Genomic DNA, 21,964 nt, shown 5'->3' with positions numbered 1-21,964 from the left:
CAAAACTAAGAAGCTGTGTGGTCGAAACCAATGTTTTCTGCGCTTATTCAGATAGGGAAGTATTTAGGTTGAGATTGATTAGTTTAGCAGTCATGAAGAACATATTGGTACAGGGTGTTTTGTGGATGGGCTTGATTGCAGCCACTTTCTTGATAGGTTGTCAATCCAATGGGGAGGAAATAGTCCAGCACCTGAATCAACTCAATGACAGCATACGATCCGTTTATGCACCAGACAAGCGCGTCGCTGTGTATGATATTTCACTAGACTACAACCATGATAGCCTGACGATCCAAGGCGAAACAGACCAACCTCAGGCCTTGTCTGCGCTCCTCTCAGTACTCAATAATGAAAGTGCCAAAGTCGTCAATCAAGTAGTGACTCTGCCAGATAGCTCTGTAGGAGCGTACCAATATGCGCTGGTCAACAACTCAGTGTGCAACATCCGCTCTGCTGCCAAGCACTCTAGCGAACTGGCGACTCAGGCGATATTGGGCACTTCGCTCCGTCTGTTGAAGCTGACAGAGGAATGGTACCTCGTGCAGACGCCCGATGGGTATATCTCATGGGTGGATCATGGTGGCGTGCAGCTGATGACAGCCTCCGAGCAACTGATGTGGTCCAAGAGTCCGCAGATCATCTACATGCATAACTATGGTAACGTTTATTTGGATGAAAATGAGTCTGGAGTCCTATCTGATATCGTGCTAGGTGCTCGATTGGTCAAACGCAGTGAAACGAAAGATCATATAGCCGTGCAATTCCCCGACATGCGAGTCGGCTATGTACGCAAGTCAGAGATTCAGGACTTCACAGCTTGGAGAGAAGCAGTACAACCATCTGGAGACTTGGTTGTAGACTATGCCAAAGACCTATTGGGATCGCCCTATCTGTGGGGAGGAACCTCTACCAAGGGCATGGACTGCTCGGGATTCACCAAAACTGCCTACCTGATGAATGGCTATGTGATACCAAGAGATGCCTCACAGCAAGTCTCTGCTGGGGTCGTGGTAGATCCTGATTTGCAATTCGAAGGGTTAGAAAAAGGGGATCTGCTGTTCTTTGGGAGAGCAGCGACGGACAGCACGAAGCAGCGCGTCACGCATGTGGGGATATGGATGGGTGAGGAGCAATTTATTCACGCCTCGCAAATGGTGAGGATCAGCTCAATAGATACTGCCTCTGAGCACTACGATGCGTTCAACAAGAACAGATACCTCGGCAGCAGACGCTATCTAGGCAATGAAATAGGGATAAGTAGGTGGTATTGATTGAGTGCATAAATGCGAACGCATCACAGATGCGCCCGAGCGGAAGATTTCTTGCATTTTGTTACCCACATTTTATGCGATATTTAGTTCATTGTTCAGGAGTTCAACTTTAAAGTTGACCTTTGCTTTTAATGCCTCAAATACTTTCAATATAGTCTCGATAGTCACGTTTTTAGCATTGTTTTCAAGTTTGGAAATTTGAGATTTCCTTACACCAATGAGTTCACCAAGTTGTTCTTGGGTTAAGTGACGTTCTTTACGAGCAGTCTTGATCATATCACCAATGAGTTCGAGTTTAAGCTCAAACTCAAATTGGTCTCTTCGAGGTGTCCCAATCTTGCCGATTAGTAAATCCTGTGCTTCGTCCAAACTATATGTTTTCATCTTCCTTTCTTTTTCTGTTCAAAGTATTCAACCCTGATCTGTTCGGCCTTTTCAATTTCTTGAGGACTTACTTTGTCTGTTTTCTTGACAAATCCATGTGTGCCACAAACCAGCGTCATTTCATTATTCTCCTTATCCCAAAAAGCAAGAATCCGATATTGAAGTCCTGCATATTTGGTTCGGAATTCCCAAATGTTATGATTTAGCTTTTTGAAAAGTTTGGGATCATTCAAGATTTGTGCTTTACGGATATTGTAGAATATCTTATCTTGAACTTTATCATTTTGGCTTTTGATAAATTCAAATGCCTCTTCCAATAACTTAATCTCAAACTTTTTCTCCACTATCCCACTTTGGATTATACAAGGCAAAGCTAAAAAAAGTTTCAATAAAAGGAAACTTTAATCCATGAATGATTTAAAGTAATGAAGGTTGACCTCATAAACAGTTCGTGGTGATACCCCAAGTTCGACCTTCTCAAACATCTCTACCAGTTTTTGTCCATCTACAAGTTCAATTTGAGGTGCCCCATCACGGTTGGCTTCTTTGATTGAGTGCATAAATGCGAACGCATCACAGATGCGCCCGAGCGGAATTCGGCCAATTCGAGGATGTTCCTTCAACTGTTCTATGCGTTCGTCTAGTCGATCCAGAAAGCTATCCTCCGTGGTGCTTGATGTCTAATTTGTTTCGGCTAAAATGTAGGAAAATCGAAGATTTTCTAGTGTTGCCAGAAAACTGAGAAGCCAAATCAACTACTGACCGCCATGGGATATAGGCCATGTTGTGATTTTGTTATTTAGCCGTTACTACGATTGATAGATCCAAAGCATTTGCAACAAGTGTTAGATTCGATATTCGAATGTCTTCTCCGTTTTCGATTCTTGAGATGTAAGGGCGTTGCTTCCCGATTCGTTCAGCTAATTGGCTCTGACTCAGGTTAAGCTCTTTCCTTCTACTCTTTATGATCTCTCCGAAATAATATGAAAATGCTTCTTCTCTAAATTCTTCCCGTTCTTCGGAACCTCGTTTACCATAACGTTCATTCAAAAGTTCCTTTGCGTTTATTGCCTTCATCATTTAGTTGTTTTCGTTCAAATATTCCTCCAAAATGCGTTCAGCACGCCTAATTGCTTTTGTGTAATCCTTAGTTGACTTTTTAAGAAACCCACAAAGGCAAACGGCTTTGTTGCATTCGTTGAAATTTAAGTGGTCGATTGCAAAAATTACGACTCGATATTCGTTACCAGCCTTTATTCTAAGTTCAAAGAACTTGCTCGATTCAAGCTTCTTAATAAAGTTTGAATTAACGACCCTAATTTCTCCAATTACTTCAATTAATTGGAAAAATTTATCAACTACTCGTTGATCTTGACTGTCTATAAATTCTAGACATTCAGTAGTAATGTAGATTTCTCTCACATTACAAATGTAACGAATACGTTACAACAATGTTCGGTTTTGGGGATTTTTTCTTTTCAAGACTTGAATCACAACGGTTTGTATATGGTCAGTAAGGCTTTAGATACGAATCAAGTATCGTTTTACTACTGAGTCGAGCTAAACATTTTTATATTTAATTTTTTCTTTTTCAATATCAAAATTTTAGCTTGGCGGTGTTTCAGATAACCACCAAACTTTCCTAACCCACTGAATGCCTTATTGACTATACACCGTGTTGGCGGTAGTTTTTTAAATCCATCGTCTCACTTTTGACTTGTATTCTTTAAACTCATCTCCGAAGGTCTTTTCCATTAGTTGTTCTTCAAACGGAATGTAGTGGAAATTGGTGATAATTATAAAAATTAAACACCCAATTATAGGTAAAACCGTTCCCAAAAGAATCCAAACACCAATAAGACTTATTGCAAAACCAAGATAAATGGGATTTCGGCTCATTTTAAAAAGTCCTGTAGTTACCAATTTTCGTGGTTTTTTAAACGTATGTATTTCTGTGTCAATTTTTTCAAATCTTTTTCGGACCGTGATTGTTATCATTATTCCTAAAGCGATGAGAAGGATTCCGCTGTAATTGTATGGGGTTGGAATAATTTCTTTAACAACAAACAAAATTCTTGTTGCGACCATAATAATGATACAGAAAAAGAATAGAATTGGAGGAATAATTTTTTTCATACCTTAATTTTATTCAAAGGTATTTCGATTCAGCACTTATTCCATTAACCTAGGTTTAGGTCTGCATTTTTTTTCTAATTCTGCTTAAAGCTATTGGTGTAATTCCTAGATAAGAAGCAATCATGTGTTGTTTCACTCTATTTTCCAGATTTGGAAATTCTTCCAAAAATATTCTGTATCTATTCTCTGCATCCAGCAATAAAAATTCTCTTTCCCTCTTTTCTTTTACAGAATAGCCCTTTTCTAACATTTTAACCAAGAGGAAATTCCATTTAGGGTTTTGTAGTTTTAGTTTTTGCCAATTGTTGTAGGATATGGACAAAACTTTTGAGTCCTCTATTGCTTCTATAAAAAAATGGGAAGGTATTTTTGAAATCATTGACGAATAGGAACTGATAAAACTATTTTCAGGCATAAATACTTTGGTAAATTCTTTTCCTTCTGAAATATAGACATACCGAAACAAACCTGTCAAAACAAAACCGAATTCGGTTGGAACTTGCCCTTCCCTAATAAAATAGGATTTGGCATGTAGGTTTTTGATTTTAGAAATATCTATAAACTCTGCAATTTCCGATTCGGTCAAATCGGTAAATTGTTTTATCGAATGTATTATTTCTGTTGTCATTTATCAACGTTACCGCCAACGTTTAATATATGGCAAGTAGGGCAGTAGTAAGCGATGAACTTTTAAGTTTGCACTGAGCCAAAACGTTGTATTTTGTTTTTAATTTAATCATTCTTTAAAAGCCAAATCAACGATTTGGCGGTGTTAGTAAATAGCACTGAACTTTTCGTAAACCACCGAATGCCCTATTTGCTATATATAGTGTTAGCGGTTCGGGTTTATTTTTTTTTCCATCTTATAATTCGTCAGTTTCACACTTTGTCGAACAACAGTTTGCTCTTTTGTCACTTTAAAACCAACTTTTTCAAAAAATGGTCGTGCAGTTTTACTCACATTAGAAGTTAAAAATGATTGATTCTGTCGTCTCGCTTCATTCTCAATTTTTTCATACAAACTGTCAGCAATTCCCTTTCTTTGGTGATTTTTATGAACGTATAATAAGTCAACGTAATTCCCATTGTCAAGAGTTATGAAGCCGACAATTTCATTTCTAATGTGTGCAACCAAAACGAATTGTTTTACTAAGATATTTATCCAACGTTGCCTGTCTTCATTATTCTTAGTGTCGGAAATCCAAGCGTCAATTTGGTCTTCATTGTAGTCCGCTTTACAAATTTCAGTTATTGTTTCCAAAAACAATTTTTGTAGCTCAACCAAGTCATCGAGTTGACCTTTTCTAATTGTAAATTCTGTTGTCATATTCGTTTTTTAGGTGTTTGTTTCACCTGACCGCCAACGACCAGCTATGATGAGTGGGGATTAGAAAGCACCAACCTCTCGTCTCGCTCATAGCCACGCCTTGATTTAAATTTAAAACTTGTGGCGGACTTTCCAAGTGCCACCAAAATATCCTGAACGATGAAACCCCATTCATTCATAGCATATGTTAGGATTTTTACTTTATTCCTTCTTTTAGTGCCTTATATCCATTCAGTACATCCTTAATTCCTTGTCTTTCGTTCCAAGTCAAATTTCGTGTTTTTGTGTACTTTCCAGACAATCTCATTTTCGCATTTTTGGAGTTAGCTAATCCCATCAAAAAATCAATTCTATGTTCGGGAACAGAAACATCAATCCATTCCCAAACGCCACCTCCATTATCGGTTTCTTTTTCCTTGTATTTGTCAAATGGGACTTCCCAAGTGTCACCATCATATGATAAAAAAGCCTTTTCAAAGAAAATCCAATCTTCACCAGTATAGCTCATAGTTAATCGCAACCAGGATACATTTGGCTTGCTTCCTATATAAATGCTAGTGTGATTAGAGTTAGTATAATGTGTGAAATATGGGTTTTTGTACCAAGTTGTCCCGTTAATGTCATCAAAGTTCTTTTTGAGTTTGTTTAGAGCTTTCAGTTTCTCTTGTTTCTCTCCTTCTATTCGCTTTCGTTCAGCTTCTTCTTCACGTTGTTTTTTAAGTCGTTCCTGTTCAGCAATCTTTTCGATAGTTTTTATTGCTAAATCATTTAGTTGTTTTGCCTCTGCGAAGAATTCTGAATCAGGGTGACGTTCTTCGAATTCTGAAAAAATGGATTTGACTTCTTCGAATTCTTTAGCCTCGCTGGCAATTCGAAGTTTGGCTATTAATTTGTCCGCACCATTTTGGCAATCGTCAAGCGATTGTTCGAGTTCAGTGATCTGCTGTAAGAGTTCGGTCTCTCTGGATTTGGAGACACATCCCGCTAGAAAAATGAGAGTTATGGCAGTGAAATTCCTAAAATTCATGATAATCGTTCTTGCAGTGAGTATTAATCCTAACATTTGAGCATGCGGACAAAAGTTCCGCATACTTGCCTTATGGCATGAGTAAATCTAAGTTTTTTAATTTGTCGATAAGGTGGCTTTCTTCACTCATGCCTCCTACCAAAATTAACACCTCAACCCCATATCTCACCAAAAGACGGATGCTTTGTTGCACTGTTCATAGCAATATACCCAAATCTTGGTAGATGATTTGGGTGGTGGGGAGCGGTTTCCCTGACTAACCGTTACCTCAGCTCCCATGTACCGTTACCTCAAGGCTCTGGTAACGTTACCTTGACCACTTTGTAACGTTACCTCGACCTCATGGTAACGTTACCTCTGACCTACGGTAGCCTTACCTCCATGTCTCGGTAAACTTACCTTGGAGTTACAGCAAGATTTCATCAAAATGAATGGGCTGCAGCGAGCACCAGCATCTTGATTCTTGGCTCTTGACTCTTGTTTCTTGACTCTTGCTTCTACCCAATTACTTGGTCGTACGCTCGATTTCTTTGAGGTTTTCTATCTTCTTGTTTCTCAAGAAGCCGTTGATGTCCTCGAAGTGTTCTTTGACTCTCTGGTTGCCAAACTCAAATACCTTGGTGGCGAGACCGTCCAAGAAGTCCCTGTCGTGAGACACGAGGATGATGGTGCCTTCAAAAGCTTTCAAGGCATCCTTCAAGATATCCTTGGTCTTGATGTCGAGATGGTTGGTAGGCTCATCGAGAATCAATAGGTTGACCGGTTGTAGGAGTAACTTGATCATCGCCAGACGGGTTCTTTCTCCTCCAGAGAGTACTTTTACTTTCTTTTCTATGGTATCACCCCCGAACATGAAGGCACCCAACAGATCCTTGATTTTGGTACGGATGTCTCCATGTGCGATCTCGTCGATGGTCTCGAATACTGACAGCTTTTCGTCCAAGAGTGCTGCCTGATTCTGTGCGAAGTAGCCGATCATGCTGTTGTGTCCTAGCTGCATCGTACCATCGTGATCGATCTCAGACATGATGGCCTTGACCAAGGTAGATTTACCTTGTCCGTTTTTACCGACGAAGGCGACTTTTTCTCCGCGGGCTATCGTCAGAGACACGTCCTTGAATACCACGTGCTCACCATAGCTCTTGCCCAGACCTTCGGTGATGACGGGGTAGTTACCAGAGCGCGGGGCAGGAGGGAACTTCAAGTTCAGGGCAGAGGTATCTACTTCGTCTACTTCTACGATTTCCATCTTCTCCAGCATTTTGACCCTTGACTGTACAGACAGGGTCTTTGAGTAGGTGCCTTTGAATCGGTCAATGAACTGCTGGATGTCTGCGATTTGTTTGGCCTGATCGTCAAACTGCTTCTGCTGTTGCTCACGACGCTCTTTGCGGAGCTCTAGGTAGTGGCTATAGTTGGTTTTGTAATCATAGATACGACCTCCAGTCAGTTCGATGGTACGATTGGTCAGGTTGTCGACAAAGGTCTTGTCGTGGCTGATCACCATGACGGCTTTCGCTGAGTTTTTGAGGAAGTCTTCGAGCCACTGTACCGATTCGATATCGAGGTGGTTGGTAGGCTCATCGAGTAGGATGAGGTCTGGCTTTTGAAGTAGGATTTTGGCGAGTTCGATGCGCATTCTCCATCCACCACTGAACTCACTGGCAGGTCTTTGGAAATCGCTACGCTCAAAACCTAAGCCCAGTAGGGTCAGCTCGACTTCTGCATCCACATTGACTTCTTCACTGCTGTAGTATTTTTCACTGAGCTCGGATACCTTTTCGATGATTTTGCTGTATTCATCAGATTCATAGTCGGTCCGTGTCTCTAGTTGCAAGGAGTAATCATCCAATTGTTTTTTCATCTCCACGATGGCAGAGAATGCCTTGGAGGCTTCTTCAAACACAGTGCAGTTGTCTTCTACCAGCAGGTGTTGAGGCAGGTAGGCGATGATGGCGTCTTTGGGTGCAGAGATCTTGCCGTGGGTAGGCTTGTCCTTGCCAGCGATGATTTTGAGCAGGGTGGATTTGCCCGCACCATTTTTACCCATCAGGGCGATGCGGTCGTCGGTGTTGATGTTGAAATTGATGTTGTTGAACAGGGTGCTTCCACTGAACTCTACCCCAACTGCGTCTACTGAAATCATATCGTCTTGAATAAGACGCGAATTTAAGAATTCCCTGATCTAATAATCTAAGGATTTTATTTAATGTGAAAGAAATTCAATAGGACAGAAAGCACAGCGTAGATTTATCACTACTTGGATATGTTCAATTGTTTCGACTAATAGGAATATTCATAATGATGATTCTTCGTTTTTTGGAACATATATCGGAGATAGGGGTGGTGCTATCTTTATTAGCAGTAGCTTGGAGGACTTTAAATAAGTAACCTGCCTGTATTCACGTTAATTTTTTTAATTTATTAGTCTATTTCCTATCGGTGGTCCAAAGCTGTTTGTTCGGTCTTGAGTTATGCGGTATTGAGCAGATTATACCTCAAAAACAACAGCAATATCGAACATATCAAATTTTCAAAAACGACGCAGCATGCTGAGTTCTCAAATGAACTCAGAAGCAAGGTCAGAGAATATTTTACGACTCACAACACGCATAGGTACGCCAATGCCAACATGGTTTTCAAAACCATATTCATGATTTCCCTTTTTCTGATACCATTGATTGTACTGTGTCTAGGCTTGGTCAGTAGTACCCCGATGCTCTTTGTCATGTATATGATCAGTGGGCTGGGCATGACAGGGATAGGGATGGGAGTGATGCATGATGCACTCCATGGCTCATACTCAACCAAAACCAATATCAACAAGTGGGTGGGCTATTCGATCAACCTGATTGGTGCCAATGCCTCAGTCTGGAAGATTCAGCACAATGTACTTCATCATACCTATACCAACATAGAAGACTCGGATGACGACCTCAATATGCCTTACTTTCTACGGTTTTCGCCCAATACCAAATACTATGGTATACACAAGTTTCAGCACATCTATGTTTGGTTTTTTTATGGCCTGTTGACTTTGATTTGGGTATCGATCAAAGACTTTATCAGGATTATGCGCTATCACAAATTAGGTTTCTTCAAAAAGAGACACGAGGTGAAAATCGAATTGGCAAAAGCGGTACTTCTCAAAGTGATGTACTATGGCTACTCATTGATCATCCCGATCATCATGTTACCCATAGCGCCATGGGTCATTGTGGTGGCTTTCCTGAGCATGCACTTTATGACTGGATTGTTTATCTCAGTGGTGTTTCAGACTGCTCACATCATGACTAGCAATGAATTTCCCAACCCAGATGAGCATGGCATGATAGACGATGATTGGTCGGTACATCAGTTGGCTACTACCAGCAACTATGCCCCCAAGAGTAGGTTGTTGTCATGGTTTATTGGTGGGCTTAATTTTCAGATAGAGCATCATCTGTTGCCCAATGTCTGTCATGTACATTATAAAAAACTGTCTGTGATCGTGTCAGAAACAGCCTTAAAGTACGACATACCCTACCATAGCCAGCGTACATTTGTCTCTGCTATTTCAGATCATTTTAGGATGCTGCGTAGCCTGGGGCAAGTGGCGTAATAGGTACATGGATGTAGGGGAGTTACTAACAGTGGGTCTTTGGTACTCAACTTTTAGCGTTTAGCTTACTTTCCTCATCCAATTTGAGCATCAATGGGTTGATCGCATCTCCCCAGTAGACGGTTCTATGTGGGAATGGAATTTCTATCCCTGCGGTATCAAATGCCTTTTTCAGTCTTTCGTTGAATTCACGACCGACATTCCACTGTTCGCTAGGTTTGGTTTTGAATCGTGCCTTGATGACCACTGCACTGTCTCCAAATTTATCCAACCCGAAGACCTCAAGGGGTTCATTGATTTTGTTTTTGAAGGCAGGATCTTCTTGCAATTCTGCACCGACTTGGTGCAGGATCATTCTGACTTTGCCGATGTCTTCTTTATAGGCCACACCGATATCAAACACAGAGGCAGACCATTCTTTGGTCATGTTGGACAAGGTGTTGATCTTACCATTTTGAAAGATGTGCACGACTCCCGCAAAGTCACGGAGTGTGATCGTGCGGAGTGCAATCTCTTCGACCAAACCACCCGTGCCATTGATGATGGCTACATCGCCCGTTCTGACTTGATTTTCGAATAGAATGAAGAATCCGGAGATGAAATCACGCACCAATTCTTGGGCACCAAAACCAACAGCTAAACCTAAAATACCTGCACTGGCCAAAATAGGTGCAATGTCAATGTCAATTTTGCGTAGCAATATGAGTAAAAAAATGGCCCAAATGACAATCTTGCCTGCTTGCCTGATGATGTTGACCAAGGTATTGACACGTTTTTCTTTTTCCAGCAGGCTTTCTTCACCTTGTCTGAGTTGTGCTGCTTTGAGCATTGCCCTTTCGATGCTTTTGATCACTCGACGATAGAGTTTGAGGCTGACGAAAAGCAAGATGATGATGAGTAGAATGGACGGGATGGTTTGGATGATCCATTGCGCCAAGGTACTGTAGGTTTCTTGCCAAAATTCTTGAGAAAATATTTCTTTCATCAATTGAGTGAGATTATGTGTTATTCAATTTAGGAGTTAAAATTAGAAAGTTTGAAACTTTAACAAGTGCTTTTTGTTGGTCAAAATTATTGAGCGGGAGCAAGATGGCAGACAACTAGAGATGAATCAGCTTCTTATAAATGACAAAGCTTGGAAAGGTTTTCTCTCCAAGCTTTGTCATGGTCTTGATTTGAGAAGACTACTTCTTTTTCTTCAATTGGTAAATGTCCTTTCTACGATCTCTTAGGTTTCGTACACTGCCAAATTGGTTCAACTCGCGCAACATATCTATGTCCACATCGGCGATCAGAATCATTTCTGTGTTTGGGGTAGCCTCTGCTTTGATGCCATTGGTAGGGAAGGCAAAGTCACAGGGTGTAAATACCATCGACTGTGCAAACTGGATATCCATGTTGTGTACATTGGGCAGGTTGCCCACGCTACCTGCGATGGCTACATAGCATTCGTTTTCAATCGCACGTGCCTGAGAGCAGTTTCTGACTCTGGAGTAGCCATTTTGAGTGTCAGTCAGGAATGGTACAAACAAAATATCCATGCCATCATCGGCCAACAATCTACTCAACTCAGGGAACTCTGAATCATAACAAATCAAGACACCAATCTTGCCGCAATCCGTATCAAAAACTTTGATTTCATCTCCACCTTGCATACCCCATACTTTGGCCTCATCGGGAGTGACATGAATCTTCTCGTAGCGATCCACCGTGCCATCTCGGCGGCACAGATAACCCACGTTGTAAAGCTTTTCATCTTTTATTTCAGGCATGCTACCTGTGATGATGTTGATGTTGTAGGAGATCGATAGTTCTGAAAATTTGTCAACGATCGCTTCTGTGTGTTTGGCCAATTCGCGAATCGCATCTGCTTCACCCAAGTGATTGTTTTCAGCCATCAATGGCGCATTGAAAAACTCAGGAAAAAGTGCAAAGTCGCATCGGTAGCCAGATACTGTGTCGATAAAATACTCAACCTGTTGCATGAGGTCATCCAAATTTTGGTAGGGTCTCATTTGCCACTGGACCAGGCCTAGTCTGACTACTTTTTTTCGAGCAGAAGCCTGCGTGGTAGGTTCTTCATAGTATATGTTGTCCCACTCCAGCAACACTGCAAATTCGTTGGATGCTTCGTCTCCTTCCAGATACCCTTTGAGGATTCTAGATGGGTGAAAATCATTGGAGATTTGGAAGTTGTAGACGGGATCATCAATTTCCTTGTTTCGTACTTTTTCGATGTACTCTTTAGGTGTGAGTTCGTCTGAGTATTTATGAAAATTTGGTATTCGTCCACCAAAGGCAATGCCTCTTAGATTCAATTTTTCACAAAGTTCCTTGCGGTAATCGTACAGACGTCGACCTAGTCTTAGCCCACGGTATTCTGGTTTGATGAAGATGTCAATCCCGTATAGTGTATCTCCCTCAGGATCGTGTGTATCAAAGGTGTAATTACCCGTGATGTTTTTGTAAGTGTGCGGTTTCTCACATTTTTCCTTGTCTACCAGGATGGAAAGCGCGCAACCTGCCAGCTGACCATTGATCTTGATTACGACCTGTCCCTCACTAAATTTCTTGATGAGGCTCTTGATTTGGCTTTCTTTCCAATAGGCATCTGGCATGGAGGGGTATGCCACGATCATTGCTTCTTTTAACTCATGGTAATCTCCAAGAGTCAAATAAGTCAATTCAATATTTTCTATGTCTTGTAGGTTCATTTGTTTAATGAATATTTGAGTAAAGTTCGGATATAATTATGAAGCAATGAGGAGATTTTGCAAATATGAAATCTATGTAATAGACTATTTTGAGCTGGACAAACATCAAGACAATCTAGATTTTGTGATGAGAAGAAGTTGATAGTTTCTTCTCATGCCAAAGGTTCATTTAGTCACGTACACATCTAATACTGTTGCGGTGAGAGGCATTGATTTGATCATCGGTGAAATAATCCACTCCATTGTGAATGGTGATCAATCCTGGTGTCATAGATTTCATGTCTGTTTTTTTCCAATAGTATCCATTGACACCCACATCTATGTATGATCCGTTAGGCTCTCCAAAACCCGCCATCAAAAGGTTTAATCCACTTTCACCACCTTCTTTGAAGGTTCCTCCAGCGGATTTTTTCCCGCCGTGTTTTTTGGTGAGTGTCTCCAATTCCATATCAATCGGGATATGCCAACCAGTAGGGCAGGCTACTAGGGCAGCTTTCCATGTGTACAGACGACCAAAGGTGTTGCAGTACTCTTCGTAATTGTTGTAACAGAATGCGCCATCCATGTGGTAGTTGAGATTTTCTGCAAACCATTCCTTTTCCACAGTTACACCAGCTTCTAGCGGGAGTTCTACAAAGACTGTTTCGTATTCTTTTCCATCTCTAGGGTCAAAGAACACACCCATTCTGTCTTGGGCGGAAAGCCACTGAGCAGAAAATAGAAGGGACAGTTGCGCAACAAAAAGAAAGGTTTTCATATGTTAGAATTTATGGCCGTTAAACAATTTACCAGTTTTAATCTTTACTGTAGGGTATTTGACACAGTGGTTGCCCGATGTTTTGTGTCCAAATCCATGGTGCTCGTGACTATATGGAGTGATGATGAGTTCACCAGACTCTTTGCCGTTGATTTTATAGATGTAGTCTTTGTATATTTTTTCTTTGGGAAAAGACTCTATGATCTCTTTGATTCTGAGCCCTCCAAAAATATATGGTTTGATATGGCTTTTGAAATTGGATGCAGCCATGTTGCCAGAGAAATGACTCGATATCTCAGTATTGATGTCGAAAAATTCTTGATGGTCAAAATCATAGGTTGTGGTCTTTCCTCCTCCAAAATCAATCTGAGCAATGACTCCTTCTTTGATATGAGGCAGAGAATAGTGTTTGGTTTTACCTTCTTCTTGCAGGGCCTTTTCTGGCTGACTGTAATTGAAGTAGTCCGATGGAGTCACGTTGTGCAGCGTTTCTTCGCCGTTGTAATAGCCCCATAGATCTCTGGCTTGGCTTTCTTTGGATGGCAACCCAAATTTCTCCACATACGAAAAGCCCAATCTACTGGTATCGGTGAGGGTTCTGGTGATCATGCTGTCCAATTTTAACCTGTGTGTCAAGATTGGGTTGTTGGTGGTGGCATTGGATTTAAAAGTAGAATATTTGAAGGTAGCGCTATTGATGACAATCCCACCTTTCAATACTTCTATACCATCCAGTTGCTGCCTTCTGTATCCTACATTGGTTTCGGTGATGAACCGACTGTTGCCCGCTCCAGTTGTTTCTGTTTGGGTCCTTAGATTGGCCTGTTCGCTTTTGGAGAAATTGGCTACATAATCTCCCACTTTGATGGATTTGAGGTACACATCAGCATGCAAATACTCTGAGGTGATTTGTACCGTTTCGATGTCTTGAGGAAAACAGTACGATGAATAATGCACATCCCAAACTTCTTCGTCATTGATGTTCATTTTGTGGTAGGCACTGTTGCTTAGGTATTTGGATATCCCATCAATATCTACGTCATATTTGAATAGGGCTTCTCGTCCTTTAGGAGAAATGATTTTGCTCATGTGCCATGAGGTAGTAGCCGAGTGACTGCTAAAGTCGAATTTTGAACTCTGTGATTCAAACTTATAATCAAAAAAACTGCTTAATGACCGTGTGACTTCCTTCGTTTCGAAAAAATATTGATAGCCGTATTGATCAGATATTTTCCATGAATTTTTGAGCATATCAAACTCAGCAGTCATAGATCGAGGACTGACCAGCTTTAGGGTGAGTTTTGTCGATGTGCTATCATGATCGGGAGTCAACATGAATTTTCCTTTCATTCCCAATATGTTGAAGAAGAAAATGTCTGGATCCGAATCAATCTCGCCAGCACATACTTTTTGATGAAAGCTTTCATTTTCGTTTTCAGCACAGTCATCAAAACAGGGTTTGATGTGCTCAAATGGGTAACCTAGCGAATTGTTGCTCTCGTGTTTGTCCGCCAATGATAAATCGTTTTCTCCTCGCACGATTCGTGTGATCACACCACCCGCTTCTACCGACCAACCGAGACCAGCCCATGTAGCTTCCTCTTCTACCTTGATCCCCATCGCATGGTAATTGAGGCTGATAGGGACAAACAAGTCATCGTCTATGAGGGTTTGGAGGGGAAGTTTGATTTTTGGGACTCCATACTTGACCCCAACTGGATGGTCACAATACTTGATGATCGCTGCGGAATTGAAAGAAGGAGGGATGACCCTGTCCACTCTCAATTGTGCATGGGCTGCACCAGCGCAAAGAAAAGCAAGTAGTAAACAGTATCTAACGATATTTATCATAGTCTAGAAATTATCCAAGTTATCATTAGCGTCTTTGATTATATAGCATTGGTTGACTTCTACAAGTCCAAAATCAAACTGATAACTATCAAAGAAAAGGACTATTGATGAGGAATAAAAAAAAGCGGTGACCTTTTTGGGTCATCGCCTTTTGAATGCTTGTGGGATTTTATCCTAATGGCCGATAGTATCATCAATACTGTTGGCCATTTTTCTATTATTTTATGACTTATTTCAAAGAAGCAATGAGTGCTTCATTTCTTTTTACATATCCGAAATCTCCCTGTGGAGAGTTGGCAGCCAAGGTTTTAGATTCATTTGCTGCTTTGATTGCGCCTTTCTTGTCACCTTTCTTTGCTAGTATTTGGGCTTTGAGGTGTACATTCCAGAATTGCTTGCTGTTGTCACCTGTAGCTAGATACGAATTGACCCATGTCAAAGCCTGATCTAGGTCTCTGTCAGAGTTGTAATAGTATCTTGCAGCTGCAATCAAGTTATTTGGGTTGACTACTGTGTTGGCAGCAATGGACTTCATGATTGCCTCATCAAAGGATACTTTTACTGGGATGTTCACTGCAGTATTTTCCCAAGCCAATTGAAGGTTCGCATTTTCGCTATTTTCGCTGATGTCAGCTATTTGATATGTCAATGTTTGAACTGCTTCAGTCAATTTAGTAGCAGGTACATTGGCCTTTACAGTAATTTTATCTTCTTCTGTTCCGTTGATATTGGATCCCAATGATTTGTCAGCGTAGAGGATAACTTCCCATTCTTTGGCACCTGGAGTCAAGATTACCAAGTATTCACCTGCAGGTACGGGCTGTTCAGCTACTTGTACATCTGTACTGAATGAAACTGTCGTACCAGAGTTGGCACCTGCTCTCCATCTCTGTCCGAACGGTACTAGGAAATCACCACCTTCACCGAATATTTTTCTACCTTTCATTTGTGGTCTGAAGTAGGAGATCTTGATGTCGGTAAGGCCTACAGTTGAGGACACAGAGCCCGCTGGGCTAGGTTGTGGGGTGACGATCTGTGCTTTGCTAGACTGAAACGACAGCAACAAAGCTGCAGCGATAGCAAAAGGGATAAGTTTGAATTTCTTCATGGTTCACTATTTTGATTATGTTTATAATTACTGACCGAATATACGAGAAAAGCTAACACTAGTTATCGATTCATGGTGAACAACATAAACATAATTCCTAAATCCTTTTATCAAGGTGATGACGTGGTGAAAATCGCAAAACAATTGATTGGAAAAACCTTGGTGACCCATTTAGACGGGCAATTGTGCAAAGGAAAAATAGTAGAAACCGAGGCGTACCGCGGTTGGGGGGACAAGGCCTGTCATGCCAGTGAGGGCAAACGTACTCCACGGACGGAAACGATGTATCTCGCGGGTGGATGTGCCTATGTCTATCTCTGCTATGGTATCCATCACTTGTTCAATGTGGTGACCAATGTAGCTGGAAAGGCAGATGCTGTATTGATCAGAGCCATAGAGCCCATAGAAGGCATGGATAGCATGGTAGCTCGTACAAATCACCAAACCAAAGTGTCCAATGGACCAGGCAAACTGTGCAAAGCCATGGGGATAGATATGAGATTGAACAAGAAAGAACTGAACAGCGAGCTTCTTTGGATAGAAGATGCCAAAGCGGTAGAGTTGAAAGACCTTGTGATATCTACTAGGGTAGGTGTGGGCTATGCTGGTGAAGATGCCTTGTTGCCATGGCGGTTTTATCTCAAAGACAATGATTGGGTGAGTAAGTTGTGATTTGATGCACTACTTTAGGATTTCGTCGATGGCTCTTTCTAGTACTTCATCCGTGTCCATGTTTGTCCAATCCATGATCGCATAAATGTCTGGTGGTACACCGTTTTCATAGTTGTCCGCGTTGACCTCCGATTCTAGTCCAGCTTCTAGTTTGCTTGCTTGTTCGTTGGTAAAGGCTTGTGTTATGGAAAATCGATACCTCCATCCGTTTGGTAGTTGACCACCATTGGGCAATCCTAACCCACCACCAGTCGTATCTCCTATGAGTGTAATGTTGGGGATAGCTTTGGTCGCCAGAGAGGTAAAAGATCCTGCGCTGTAGGTGCCTCGATCTATCAAAAACACAACAGGTCTGTGAGTGTACCGTGTGCCAGGGTAGGGTTCCAAATAGGCAGACTCTAATTCTGAAAAGTCAGAATGCTCTTTGCCATTTCTTATTCTCGACTGGTAGATCAATGTTTCCTCATCTATAAGACGACTGAGAAGGGCGAAAACATCAGAGACGGCACCACCACCATTTTCTCTCAAGTCAAAAATCAGCCCCTCGGTATCTTTATATCTATCGAGTATAAATCCAAGGTTGGTAAAATTGATGGTACCTGTAAAAGAGGGAAATCTGATGTAGCCTATTTGATTGTTGGCAATGAAGTCATGTGTAAAGGGACCTGAAATGTAATAATCTCTCGGTAGATAATTGTCTTGTATGATCCTAAAATCAAAGTTGTCCTGTGCGTTGAACCTCACGCCAAAAAAAGAAACATTAAAACTGGAAATCAAGTTGGTATGATCATCTCTTAGTTCTGTCATCATGGAGCCTAATACTTGAAACAGCGAATCATCTGACATACCTTCATAGATCATGGCTTCATGTCTGGTTTTTTCTTCTTCCCAATCTATGTTCTTGACCTCAAAAAATGAATACTTTTTATCTACTTCATTCCACAAATAGTCAAGGTTGGTCTGAGGACTGGTTGAGGAGACTTCGTCTTCAAAGAACAGTTCTTCGCAGGAAGAGAGACCAAGAACCATGGAGAGTATAACAATTTTTCTATTCATCTCATTTCATATTAAATAGAAGCGCAAGCTTGATCGTATGGTATGCCATTTGAAATTGATTGAGGTCTCCTCCCGTATTGAATGCATCCCAGAGATAAGAAAGTCTCAAAGCATTGTTGTTTTTTAGGAAGTAACTGTAGTCCAGTTGAGAACTCATTCTAAATCCAGAGAGCGTATGGAATTGATAGTCATCAAACAATTGAAAATCGTTGACCACACTCGATTGGCCTAGATAAGCATACCCGTTTCTGAGGTTGTGGTTTATCACCCCTACATTCATTTGATAGGAGAGATTTTTTTTCCTTGGATCAAGCTTGTATCTGATGAACCATATTTTTTTCTCTTTGGGGGTAATTCTGGATAGATCTCTGGTTACTTTGACAGATGCTAGGATGTTGGCAAACACATCTAAACCGATGTCTGCATTTTGCATGGCAGGGGCATATCTAAGCTCTCCCAATACATTAATTTGTCCTCCTAGTTTGGTATTCCATTTCTCTGATGAGAGCGCTTTGATTCTGTACATATGGGTGTAGTGGATTCCAATGGAGTACATTTGACTGACTGCTACCTCGTTTCTGACCACATTGCTAGCGGCCCCAGAAATATAGTCCAGTCCAAAATGTATTTCTCGGCTATCATCTAGGATTAGACCATTGACAGAAACAGCATAGGATGATCCTCTAAATGTCAATGGGGAGGTACCAAAATCTGTATAGTTGAATTTTCCTAATCCTAAACCAAGATCCAGGTACAGTGATCTTTTGGTAGAACGATCTAAACTATCAGTGTCTTGACTGTAGCATCTGACCAACGGCATCAAAGTCATGATCACGTAGCAGGCAATGGATTGTATATTCATAGATCAGTAATTTATCTTCATTTGATCTTCGGTATGCAAAGTATCATATTAGATCATTTGTTCAAAGTCTATTTAGGGGTTTAATTATGAAGGATTCTCCTACTTGTCAGACACGATAGGTTTGAATAAATGAAGAAAAGAGAGATAAAATATGCTCTGCATGCATACTAACTAGGCGAATCACCTATTTTGATAAACTAGGCATTTCTCTATTACACAGCATTTCTTTCTGTGGCAACTTTGTATTGTAATCAAAAGAGATACAGAGGTTAGAATAAATAACCGAAAGAAATTAGGTGGGTTAGGAATAAATGAGAGTCTGTGCAGTGGATTGGTGAAGGAGAGACTCTCAGTTTATTAAACACACGAAAATACAAGATCTATATCAGCTATGGCTCAGTGAATCTGAGAAGAAATACATCTAACTGACTCGATGTAGTCAGCAAAGAGCATAGGTTGGTTTTTGTGATTGAGGAGCGATGTGCAGTTGGATAGTAGAGATGAATGCTCCTCGATTTTTTCCAACCAAAAGATTGAATTATTGACTCTAGCATTAAACAACATGCCACTTAACCATTGAAAGGAGTCAGCAGTGAGAAAATTAAAGATAGGTTAGGTTGGTTTTGATCGGGGATCATGAGCATCGGCTTTTTGAATCCCCGATCTTTTTTGTCTGAGAAATGAGGTTCTACACATTTATAGTTTGATAGACAGTCTTTGATTGTCTGTTGACATCCGAAGCAGGAAGCCAATTTGATTTGTGCTTCCTGTTTTATTTTGAAGTCAAATGAGATAAAATATATGATTTTCTCATCGGCTCTACTCCATAATTATTTTTTCGGGCTAAATTCAAATCGTAATCAATATGACTAATATGAGCGTGTCCAACGACCGAGCTTTGATAGGAGTATCCTTAGCCATCAAGGAGTTGATCATCAACCAAAATTTTGAACAGGCACTGGATCATGCACTCCAATACCTGGGTGAGGCTTTTGACGGAGATGTGTTTATCTCGGAACTGACACTGACGGCAGACAAGCGATTGGTGTTGAATCTGAAACATCACTGGATGAAAGTGTATGATCAGCATCGACTGGACATAAATACCGAAAAACCACTCACTTCTTTCCCTACTATATATGATCAGTTGGCGGTGGGCAATACTTATACCTTCAAGAAGAGTGAGGCCACACCCGAATTGGCGAAACATCTCAATTTGACGGGAGGACAATCTGGTGTGCTGGTGCCCATATTTGTCTCTGGCAATCTCTGGGGTCTCCTGAGTCTGACAACCATAGAATATGAGCGTGATTGGAGTGAAGCGATCGTGAGTGTGTTTGATTCTCTGTCATGTGCCATTGGTGCGATACTGAGCAAAATGATCTATCGCGCGTCACTAGAGCATGAGATCATCGATCAATCGATGTTGATCATGGAGCAAAACAAACGCTATGAAACTTTGGTTAAAAATATCCCTGGGATAGTGTTTCGCTGTGACATGAATCAAGATTGGACCATGAGATACATCAGTCCTTATGTCAAAGAATTGACTGGTTATGCTGATTCGGACTTTGTAGGTGCCCAAAAGAATAAATCCTTAGCTGATTTGATTCATCCCAATGATCGAGATTTTTTGTGGACAGAAACCAACCGACAGTTGAAGAAGGGTACTACTTACAAAGTCAACTATAGAATCATAGATGCTTCGGGTCGAGAGCATTGGATTTGGGAGCAAGGTGCTATACAAGCCAACTCTCATGGAGAGGAGATGTTGGAGGGATGTATGATTGATATAACTGATCGAGTACGCACCCACGAAAAGGTGATGGCAGCTACATTGGAAGCTGAAGACCGTGCACGCACTCATTTTTCGGAAGAGATACATGATCATTTGCAGCAGGTGTTGACTACCGCGCATTTAAACCTGGAGTATGCTAAGAAAAATCGTTTGAATTCTGATTCAAAAAAGCATTTGGATGTAGCATCTGATTCGTTGCAAGAAGCCATCTCCGCCACGAGAAGCATCAGCCATCGTTTGATGCCCAAGACCATAGAGGATTATGGCTATCAAGCGGCAGTTGAGTCATTGATCGAAGATTTGGAGGGTGTCATTGCGACACGGTTCGAGTTTCATGTGAGTCATGGCATGGAGGATATACCTACTTCGATCTGTTTGTCTCTTTATAGAATTACTCAAGAGGCTATCACCAACATCGTGAAATATGCAGAAGCTAGTGTCGCTACGATTCAATTGATACAACATGATGATACATTAATCCTGACCATTGATGACAATGGCAAGGGTTTTGATTACCAAAAAGTCTTGGATGCCGAGAGGGGATTTGGACTCAATAACATGCAAAACAGAGCCACATCCATCGGTGGACAATTGTATATAGACAGTGTGCCAGGCAAAGGAACACACCTATTGATGGAAATACCATACCAAACCAAAAAAGCAAAAAATGTCGAAGGAGAAGATCAAAATTCTTTTGGTAGATGATCATAAAATGATTCGAGAAGGTATCAAGGCCTTCTTGGTTGACAATGAAGATTACCATGTAATAGGAGAGGCAGCAGATGGAGCAATTGCGTTGCAGATGTTTCAACATTTGTCACCAGACCTGATATTGGTCGATATTTTGATGCCCGAACTCAATGGAATCGATTTGACCACTGCGATTCGGTTAGAAAACCATCAGGTGAAAATAATTGCTCTGACTATGGTGAGTGAAAATCACCACATCAAGCAGATGATGAAAGCTGGTGCCAACGGCTATCTGCTGAAGAATTGTACTGAGAAGGAACTAAATGACGCAATTACGGAAGTCATGAAGGGCAACACCTATTATTCCAAGGAAGTCACGGATATCATTCTTCGGGATGCAACCAAACAGCTCGATCCCAAAAAGCGCCTGAGCCTTGAGGTTCCCTTGACTACTAGGGAACAGGAGGTTTTGCACCTGATATGCAAGGAGTACAGCAATGCCGAAATCTCAGACGAGCTCTTCATTGGTATGCGTACAGTTGACGCACACAAGCGAAATTTGCTCGAAAAGACGGGGTGTAAAAACGTGGCTGGACTTGTGATCTATGCAATAGAAAGAGAATTATTTGATGATTTGTAAGAATCAAAGAGCCAAGGTGCAAGACATCTTGGTTCTCAAAAATCCAGGTTCAATTCTCTTAACCCTTTGT

General features: G+C 41.1%; 22 protein-coding genes. 5 read left to right on the top strand and 17 right to left on the bottom strand.

Translation table 11 applies throughout. From position 1 onward, the window contains the following. Positions 1-92: 92 nt before the first annotated feature. The gene (locus N6H18_RS15465; protein ID WP_262309185.1) at positions 93-1,271 is read left to right on the top strand and encodes a C40 family peptidase; all 1,179 of its coding nucleotides are present in this window, start codon (positions 93-95) and stop codon (positions 1,269-1,271) included. A gap of 72 nt (positions 1,272-1,343) precedes the next feature. Here the strand turns inward: N6H18_RS15465 and N6H18_RS15460 are convergent, their stop codons facing one another. The 10 genes from N6H18_RS15460 to N6H18_RS15420 form a co-directional block, all read right to left on the bottom strand. Then, the gene (locus N6H18_RS15460) at positions 1,344-1,655 is read right to left on the bottom strand and encodes a helix-turn-helix domain-containing protein (protein ID WP_262309184.1); all 312 of its coding nucleotides are present in this window, start codon (positions 1,653-1,655) and stop codon (positions 1,344-1,346) included. Next, positions 1,652-2,044, bottom strand: coding sequence for a type II toxin-antitoxin system RelE/ParE family toxin (locus N6H18_RS15455; protein ID WP_323131517.1), 393 nt, complete (start codon positions 2,042-2,044; stop codon positions 1,652-1,654). The genes N6H18_RS15460 and N6H18_RS15455 overlap by 4 nt, the downstream gene beginning before the upstream one ends. Positions 2,045-2,056: 12 nt before the next feature. After that, entirely contained in the window at positions 2,057-2,215 is a 159-nt protein-coding gene (locus tag N6H18_RS15450; protein WP_262309183.1) for a hypothetical protein, read from the bottom strand. A 235-nt stretch (positions 2,216-2,450) separates the two neighbouring features. Beyond that, on the bottom strand, positions 2,451-2,735 hold the full coding sequence (locus N6H18_RS15445) for a helix-turn-helix domain-containing protein (RefSeq protein WP_262309182.1): 285 nt from the start codon (positions 2,733-2,735) through the stop codon (positions 2,451-2,453). After that, the gene (locus N6H18_RS18810) at positions 2,736-3,077 is read right to left on the bottom strand and encodes a type II toxin-antitoxin system RelE/ParE family toxin (RefSeq protein WP_407692827.1); all 342 of its coding nucleotides are present in this window, start codon (positions 3,075-3,077) and stop codon (positions 2,736-2,738) included. 270 nt (positions 3,078-3,347) lie between these two features. Continuing rightward, the gene (locus N6H18_RS15440; RefSeq protein WP_262309181.1) at positions 3,348-3,791 is read right to left on the bottom strand and encodes a methyltransferase family protein; all 444 of its coding nucleotides are present in this window, start codon (positions 3,789-3,791) and stop codon (positions 3,348-3,350) included. A gap of 55 nt (positions 3,792-3,846) precedes the next feature. Continuing rightward, the gene (locus tag N6H18_RS15435) at positions 3,847-4,419 is read right to left on the bottom strand and encodes a Crp/Fnr family transcriptional regulator (protein WP_262309180.1); all 573 of its coding nucleotides are present in this window, start codon (positions 4,417-4,419) and stop codon (positions 3,847-3,849) included. 204 nt (positions 4,420-4,623) lie between these two features. Further along, complete coding sequence (locus N6H18_RS15430) at positions 4,624-5,118, bottom strand: GNAT family N-acetyltransferase (RefSeq protein ID WP_262309179.1); 495 nt, start codon at positions 5,116-5,118, stop codon at positions 4,624-4,626. Positions 5,119-5,314: 196 nt separating this feature from the next. Beyond that, on the bottom strand, positions 5,315-6,145 hold the full coding sequence (locus N6H18_RS15425; protein ID WP_262309178.1) for a hypothetical protein: 831 nt from the start codon (positions 6,143-6,145) through the stop codon (positions 5,315-5,317). A 505-nt stretch (positions 6,146-6,650) separates the two neighbouring features. After that, the gene (locus N6H18_RS15420; RefSeq protein ID WP_262309177.1) at positions 6,651-8,291 is read right to left on the bottom strand and encodes an ABC-F family ATP-binding cassette domain-containing protein; all 1,641 of its coding nucleotides are present in this window, start codon (positions 8,289-8,291) and stop codon (positions 6,651-6,653) included. 336 nt (positions 8,292-8,627) lie between these two features. On the opposite strand from N6H18_RS15420, the gene N6H18_RS15415 reads away from it, so the two are divergent. Continuing rightward, positions 8,628-9,746, top strand: coding sequence for a fatty acid desaturase family protein (locus N6H18_RS15415; RefSeq protein ID WP_262309176.1), 1,119 nt, complete (start codon positions 8,628-8,630; stop codon positions 9,744-9,746). Positions 9,747-9,792: 46 nt separating this feature from the next. On the opposite strand, the gene N6H18_RS15410 is transcribed toward N6H18_RS15415, so the two are convergent. The 5 genes from N6H18_RS15410 to N6H18_RS15390 all read right to left on the bottom strand — a co-directional run bounded on the left by N6H18_RS15410 (position 9,793) and on the right by N6H18_RS15390 (position 16,176). Then, positions 9,793-10,731, bottom strand: a complete 939-nt coding sequence (locus N6H18_RS15410) for a mechanosensitive ion channel family protein (RefSeq protein ID WP_262309175.1) — start codon at positions 10,729-10,731, stop codon at positions 9,793-9,795. Between the two features lie 199 nt (positions 10,732-10,930). After that, a complete protein-coding gene (locus tag N6H18_RS15405; RefSeq protein ID WP_262309174.1) occupies positions 10,931-12,460 on the bottom strand; it encodes a bifunctional GNAT family N-acetyltransferase/carbon-nitrogen hydrolase family protein in 1,530 nt (509 codons plus the stop codon). Between the two features lie 169 nt (positions 12,461-12,629). After that, positions 12,630-13,217: an FISUMP domain-containing protein gene (locus N6H18_RS15400; protein WP_262309173.1), complete on the bottom strand. Its 588-nt coding sequence runs from the start codon at positions 13,215-13,217 to the stop codon at positions 12,630-12,632. A gap of 3 nt (positions 13,218-13,220) precedes the next feature. Further along, complete coding sequence (locus N6H18_RS15395; RefSeq protein ID WP_262309172.1) at positions 13,221-15,068, bottom strand: hypothetical protein; 1,848 nt, start codon at positions 15,066-15,068, stop codon at positions 13,221-13,223. A gap of 229 nt (positions 15,069-15,297) precedes the next feature. Beyond that, the gene (locus N6H18_RS15390; protein ID WP_262309171.1) at positions 15,298-16,176 is read right to left on the bottom strand and encodes a DUF2911 domain-containing protein; all 879 of its coding nucleotides are present in this window, start codon (positions 16,174-16,176) and stop codon (positions 15,298-15,300) included. A 72-nt stretch (positions 16,177-16,248) separates the two neighbouring features. Here N6H18_RS15390 and N6H18_RS15385 point away from each other — a divergent pair, with 72 nt between their 5' ends. Further along, the gene (locus N6H18_RS15385) at positions 16,249-16,848 is read left to right on the top strand and encodes a DNA-3-methyladenine glycosylase (RefSeq protein ID WP_262309170.1); all 600 of its coding nucleotides are present in this window, start codon (positions 16,249-16,251) and stop codon (positions 16,846-16,848) included. 9 nt (positions 16,849-16,857) lie between these two features. On the opposite strand, the gene N6H18_RS15380 is transcribed toward N6H18_RS15385, so the two are convergent. Both N6H18_RS15380 and N6H18_RS15375 read right to left on the bottom strand, forming a co-directional pair. Next, positions 16,858-17,904: a S41 family peptidase gene (locus N6H18_RS15380; RefSeq protein WP_262309169.1), complete on the bottom strand. Its 1,047-nt coding sequence runs from the start codon at positions 17,902-17,904 to the stop codon at positions 16,858-16,860. 1 nt (position 17,905) lies between these two features. Further along, positions 17,906-18,766 (bottom strand): hypothetical protein, encoded by an 861-nt coding sequence (locus N6H18_RS15375; protein ID WP_262309168.1) that lies wholly within the window; start codon positions 18,764-18,766, stop codon positions 17,906-17,908. A gap of 865 nt (positions 18,767-19,631) precedes the next feature. Between N6H18_RS15375 and N6H18_RS15370 the strand changes: the two genes are divergently transcribed. Next, positions 19,632-21,269 (top strand): sensor histidine kinase, encoded by a 1,638-nt coding sequence (locus tag N6H18_RS15370; RefSeq protein WP_262309167.1) that lies wholly within the window; start codon positions 19,632-19,634, stop codon positions 21,267-21,269. Next, positions 21,232-21,894 (top strand): response regulator transcription factor, encoded by a 663-nt coding sequence (locus tag N6H18_RS15365; protein WP_262309166.1) that lies wholly within the window; start codon positions 21,232-21,234, stop codon positions 21,892-21,894. The genes N6H18_RS15370 and N6H18_RS15365 overlap by 38 nt, the downstream gene beginning before the upstream one ends. Positions 21,895-21,964: the final 70 nt, after the last annotated feature.

It is taken from the genome of Reichenbachiella agarivorans, assembly GCF_025502585.1.
GTDB classification, from domain to species: Bacteria; Bacteroidota; Bacteroidia; order Cytophagales; family Cyclobacteriaceae; genus Reichenbachiella; species Reichenbachiella agarivorans.
The sequence above is the reverse complement of the archived record's forward strand: the minus strand, read 5'-3'. Positions and strand labels throughout refer to the sequence as shown.

Excerpts from the sequence above, each read along its gene's own strand:
- N6H18_RS15445 (WP_262309182.1), bottom strand. The coding sequence starts at position 2,735 with ATGATGAAGGCAATAAACGCAAAGGAACTTTTGAATGAACGTTATGGT.
- N6H18_RS15435 (WP_262309180.1), bottom strand. The coding sequence starts at position 4,419 with ATGACAACAGAAATAATACATTCGATAAAACAATTTACCGATTTGACC.
- N6H18_RS15370 (WP_262309167.1), top strand. The coding sequence starts at position 19,632 with ATGACTAATATGAGCGTGTCCAACGACCGAGCTTTGATAGGAGTATCC.
- N6H18_RS15380 (WP_262309169.1), bottom strand. The coding sequence starts at position 17,904 with ATGAATAGAAAAATTGTTATACTCTCCATGGTTCTTGGTCTCTCTTCC.
- N6H18_RS15385 (WP_262309170.1), top strand. The coding sequence starts at position 16,249 with ATGGTGAACAACATAAACATAATTCCTAAATCCTTTTATCAAGGTGAT.
- N6H18_RS15465 (WP_262309185.1), top strand. The coding sequence starts at position 93 with ATGAAGAACATATTGGTACAGGGTGTTTTGTGGATGGGCTTGATTGCA.
- N6H18_RS15460 (WP_262309184.1), bottom strand. The coding sequence starts at position 1,655 with ATGAAAACATATAGTTTGGACGAAGCACAGGATTTACTAATCGGCAAG.
- N6H18_RS15420 (WP_262309177.1), bottom strand. The coding sequence starts at position 8,291 with ATGATTTCAGTAGACGCAGTTGGGGTAGAGTTCAGTGGAAGCACCCTG.
- N6H18_RS15450 (WP_262309183.1), bottom strand. The coding sequence starts at position 2,215 with ATGCACTCAATCAAAGAAGCCAACCGTGATGGGGCACCTCAAATTGAA.
- N6H18_RS15365 (WP_262309166.1), top strand. The coding sequence starts at position 21,232 with ATGTCGAAGGAGAAGATCAAAATTCTTTTGGTAGATGATCATAAAATG.
- N6H18_RS15395 (WP_262309172.1), bottom strand. The coding sequence starts at position 15,068 with ATGATAAATATCGTTAGATACTGTTTACTACTTGCTTTTCTTTGCGCT.
- N6H18_RS15375 (WP_262309168.1), bottom strand. The coding sequence starts at position 18,766 with ATGAATATACAATCCATTGCCTGCTACGTGATCATGACTTTGATGCCG.
- N6H18_RS15430 (WP_262309179.1), bottom strand. The coding sequence starts at position 5,118 with ATGACAACAGAATTTACAATTAGAAAAGGTCAACTCGATGACTTGGTT.
- N6H18_RS15425 (WP_262309178.1), bottom strand. The coding sequence starts at position 6,145 with ATGAATTTTAGGAATTTCACTGCCATAACTCTCATTTTTCTAGCGGGA.
- N6H18_RS15390 (WP_262309171.1), bottom strand. The coding sequence starts at position 16,176 with ATGAAGAAATTCAAACTTATCCCTTTTGCTATCGCTGCAGCTTTGTTG.
- N6H18_RS15410 (WP_262309175.1), bottom strand. The coding sequence starts at position 10,731 with ATGAAAGAAATATTTTCTCAAGAATTTTGGCAAGAAACCTACAGTACC.
- N6H18_RS15440 (WP_262309181.1), bottom strand. The coding sequence starts at position 3,791 with ATGAAAAAAATTATTCCTCCAATTCTATTCTTTTTCTGTATCATTATT.
- N6H18_RS15400 (WP_262309173.1), bottom strand. The coding sequence starts at position 13,217 with ATGAAAACCTTTCTTTTTGTTGCGCAACTGTCCCTTCTATTTTCTGCT.
- N6H18_RS15405 (WP_262309174.1), bottom strand. The coding sequence starts at position 12,460 with ATGAACCTACAAGACATAGAAAATATTGAATTGACTTATTTGACTCTT.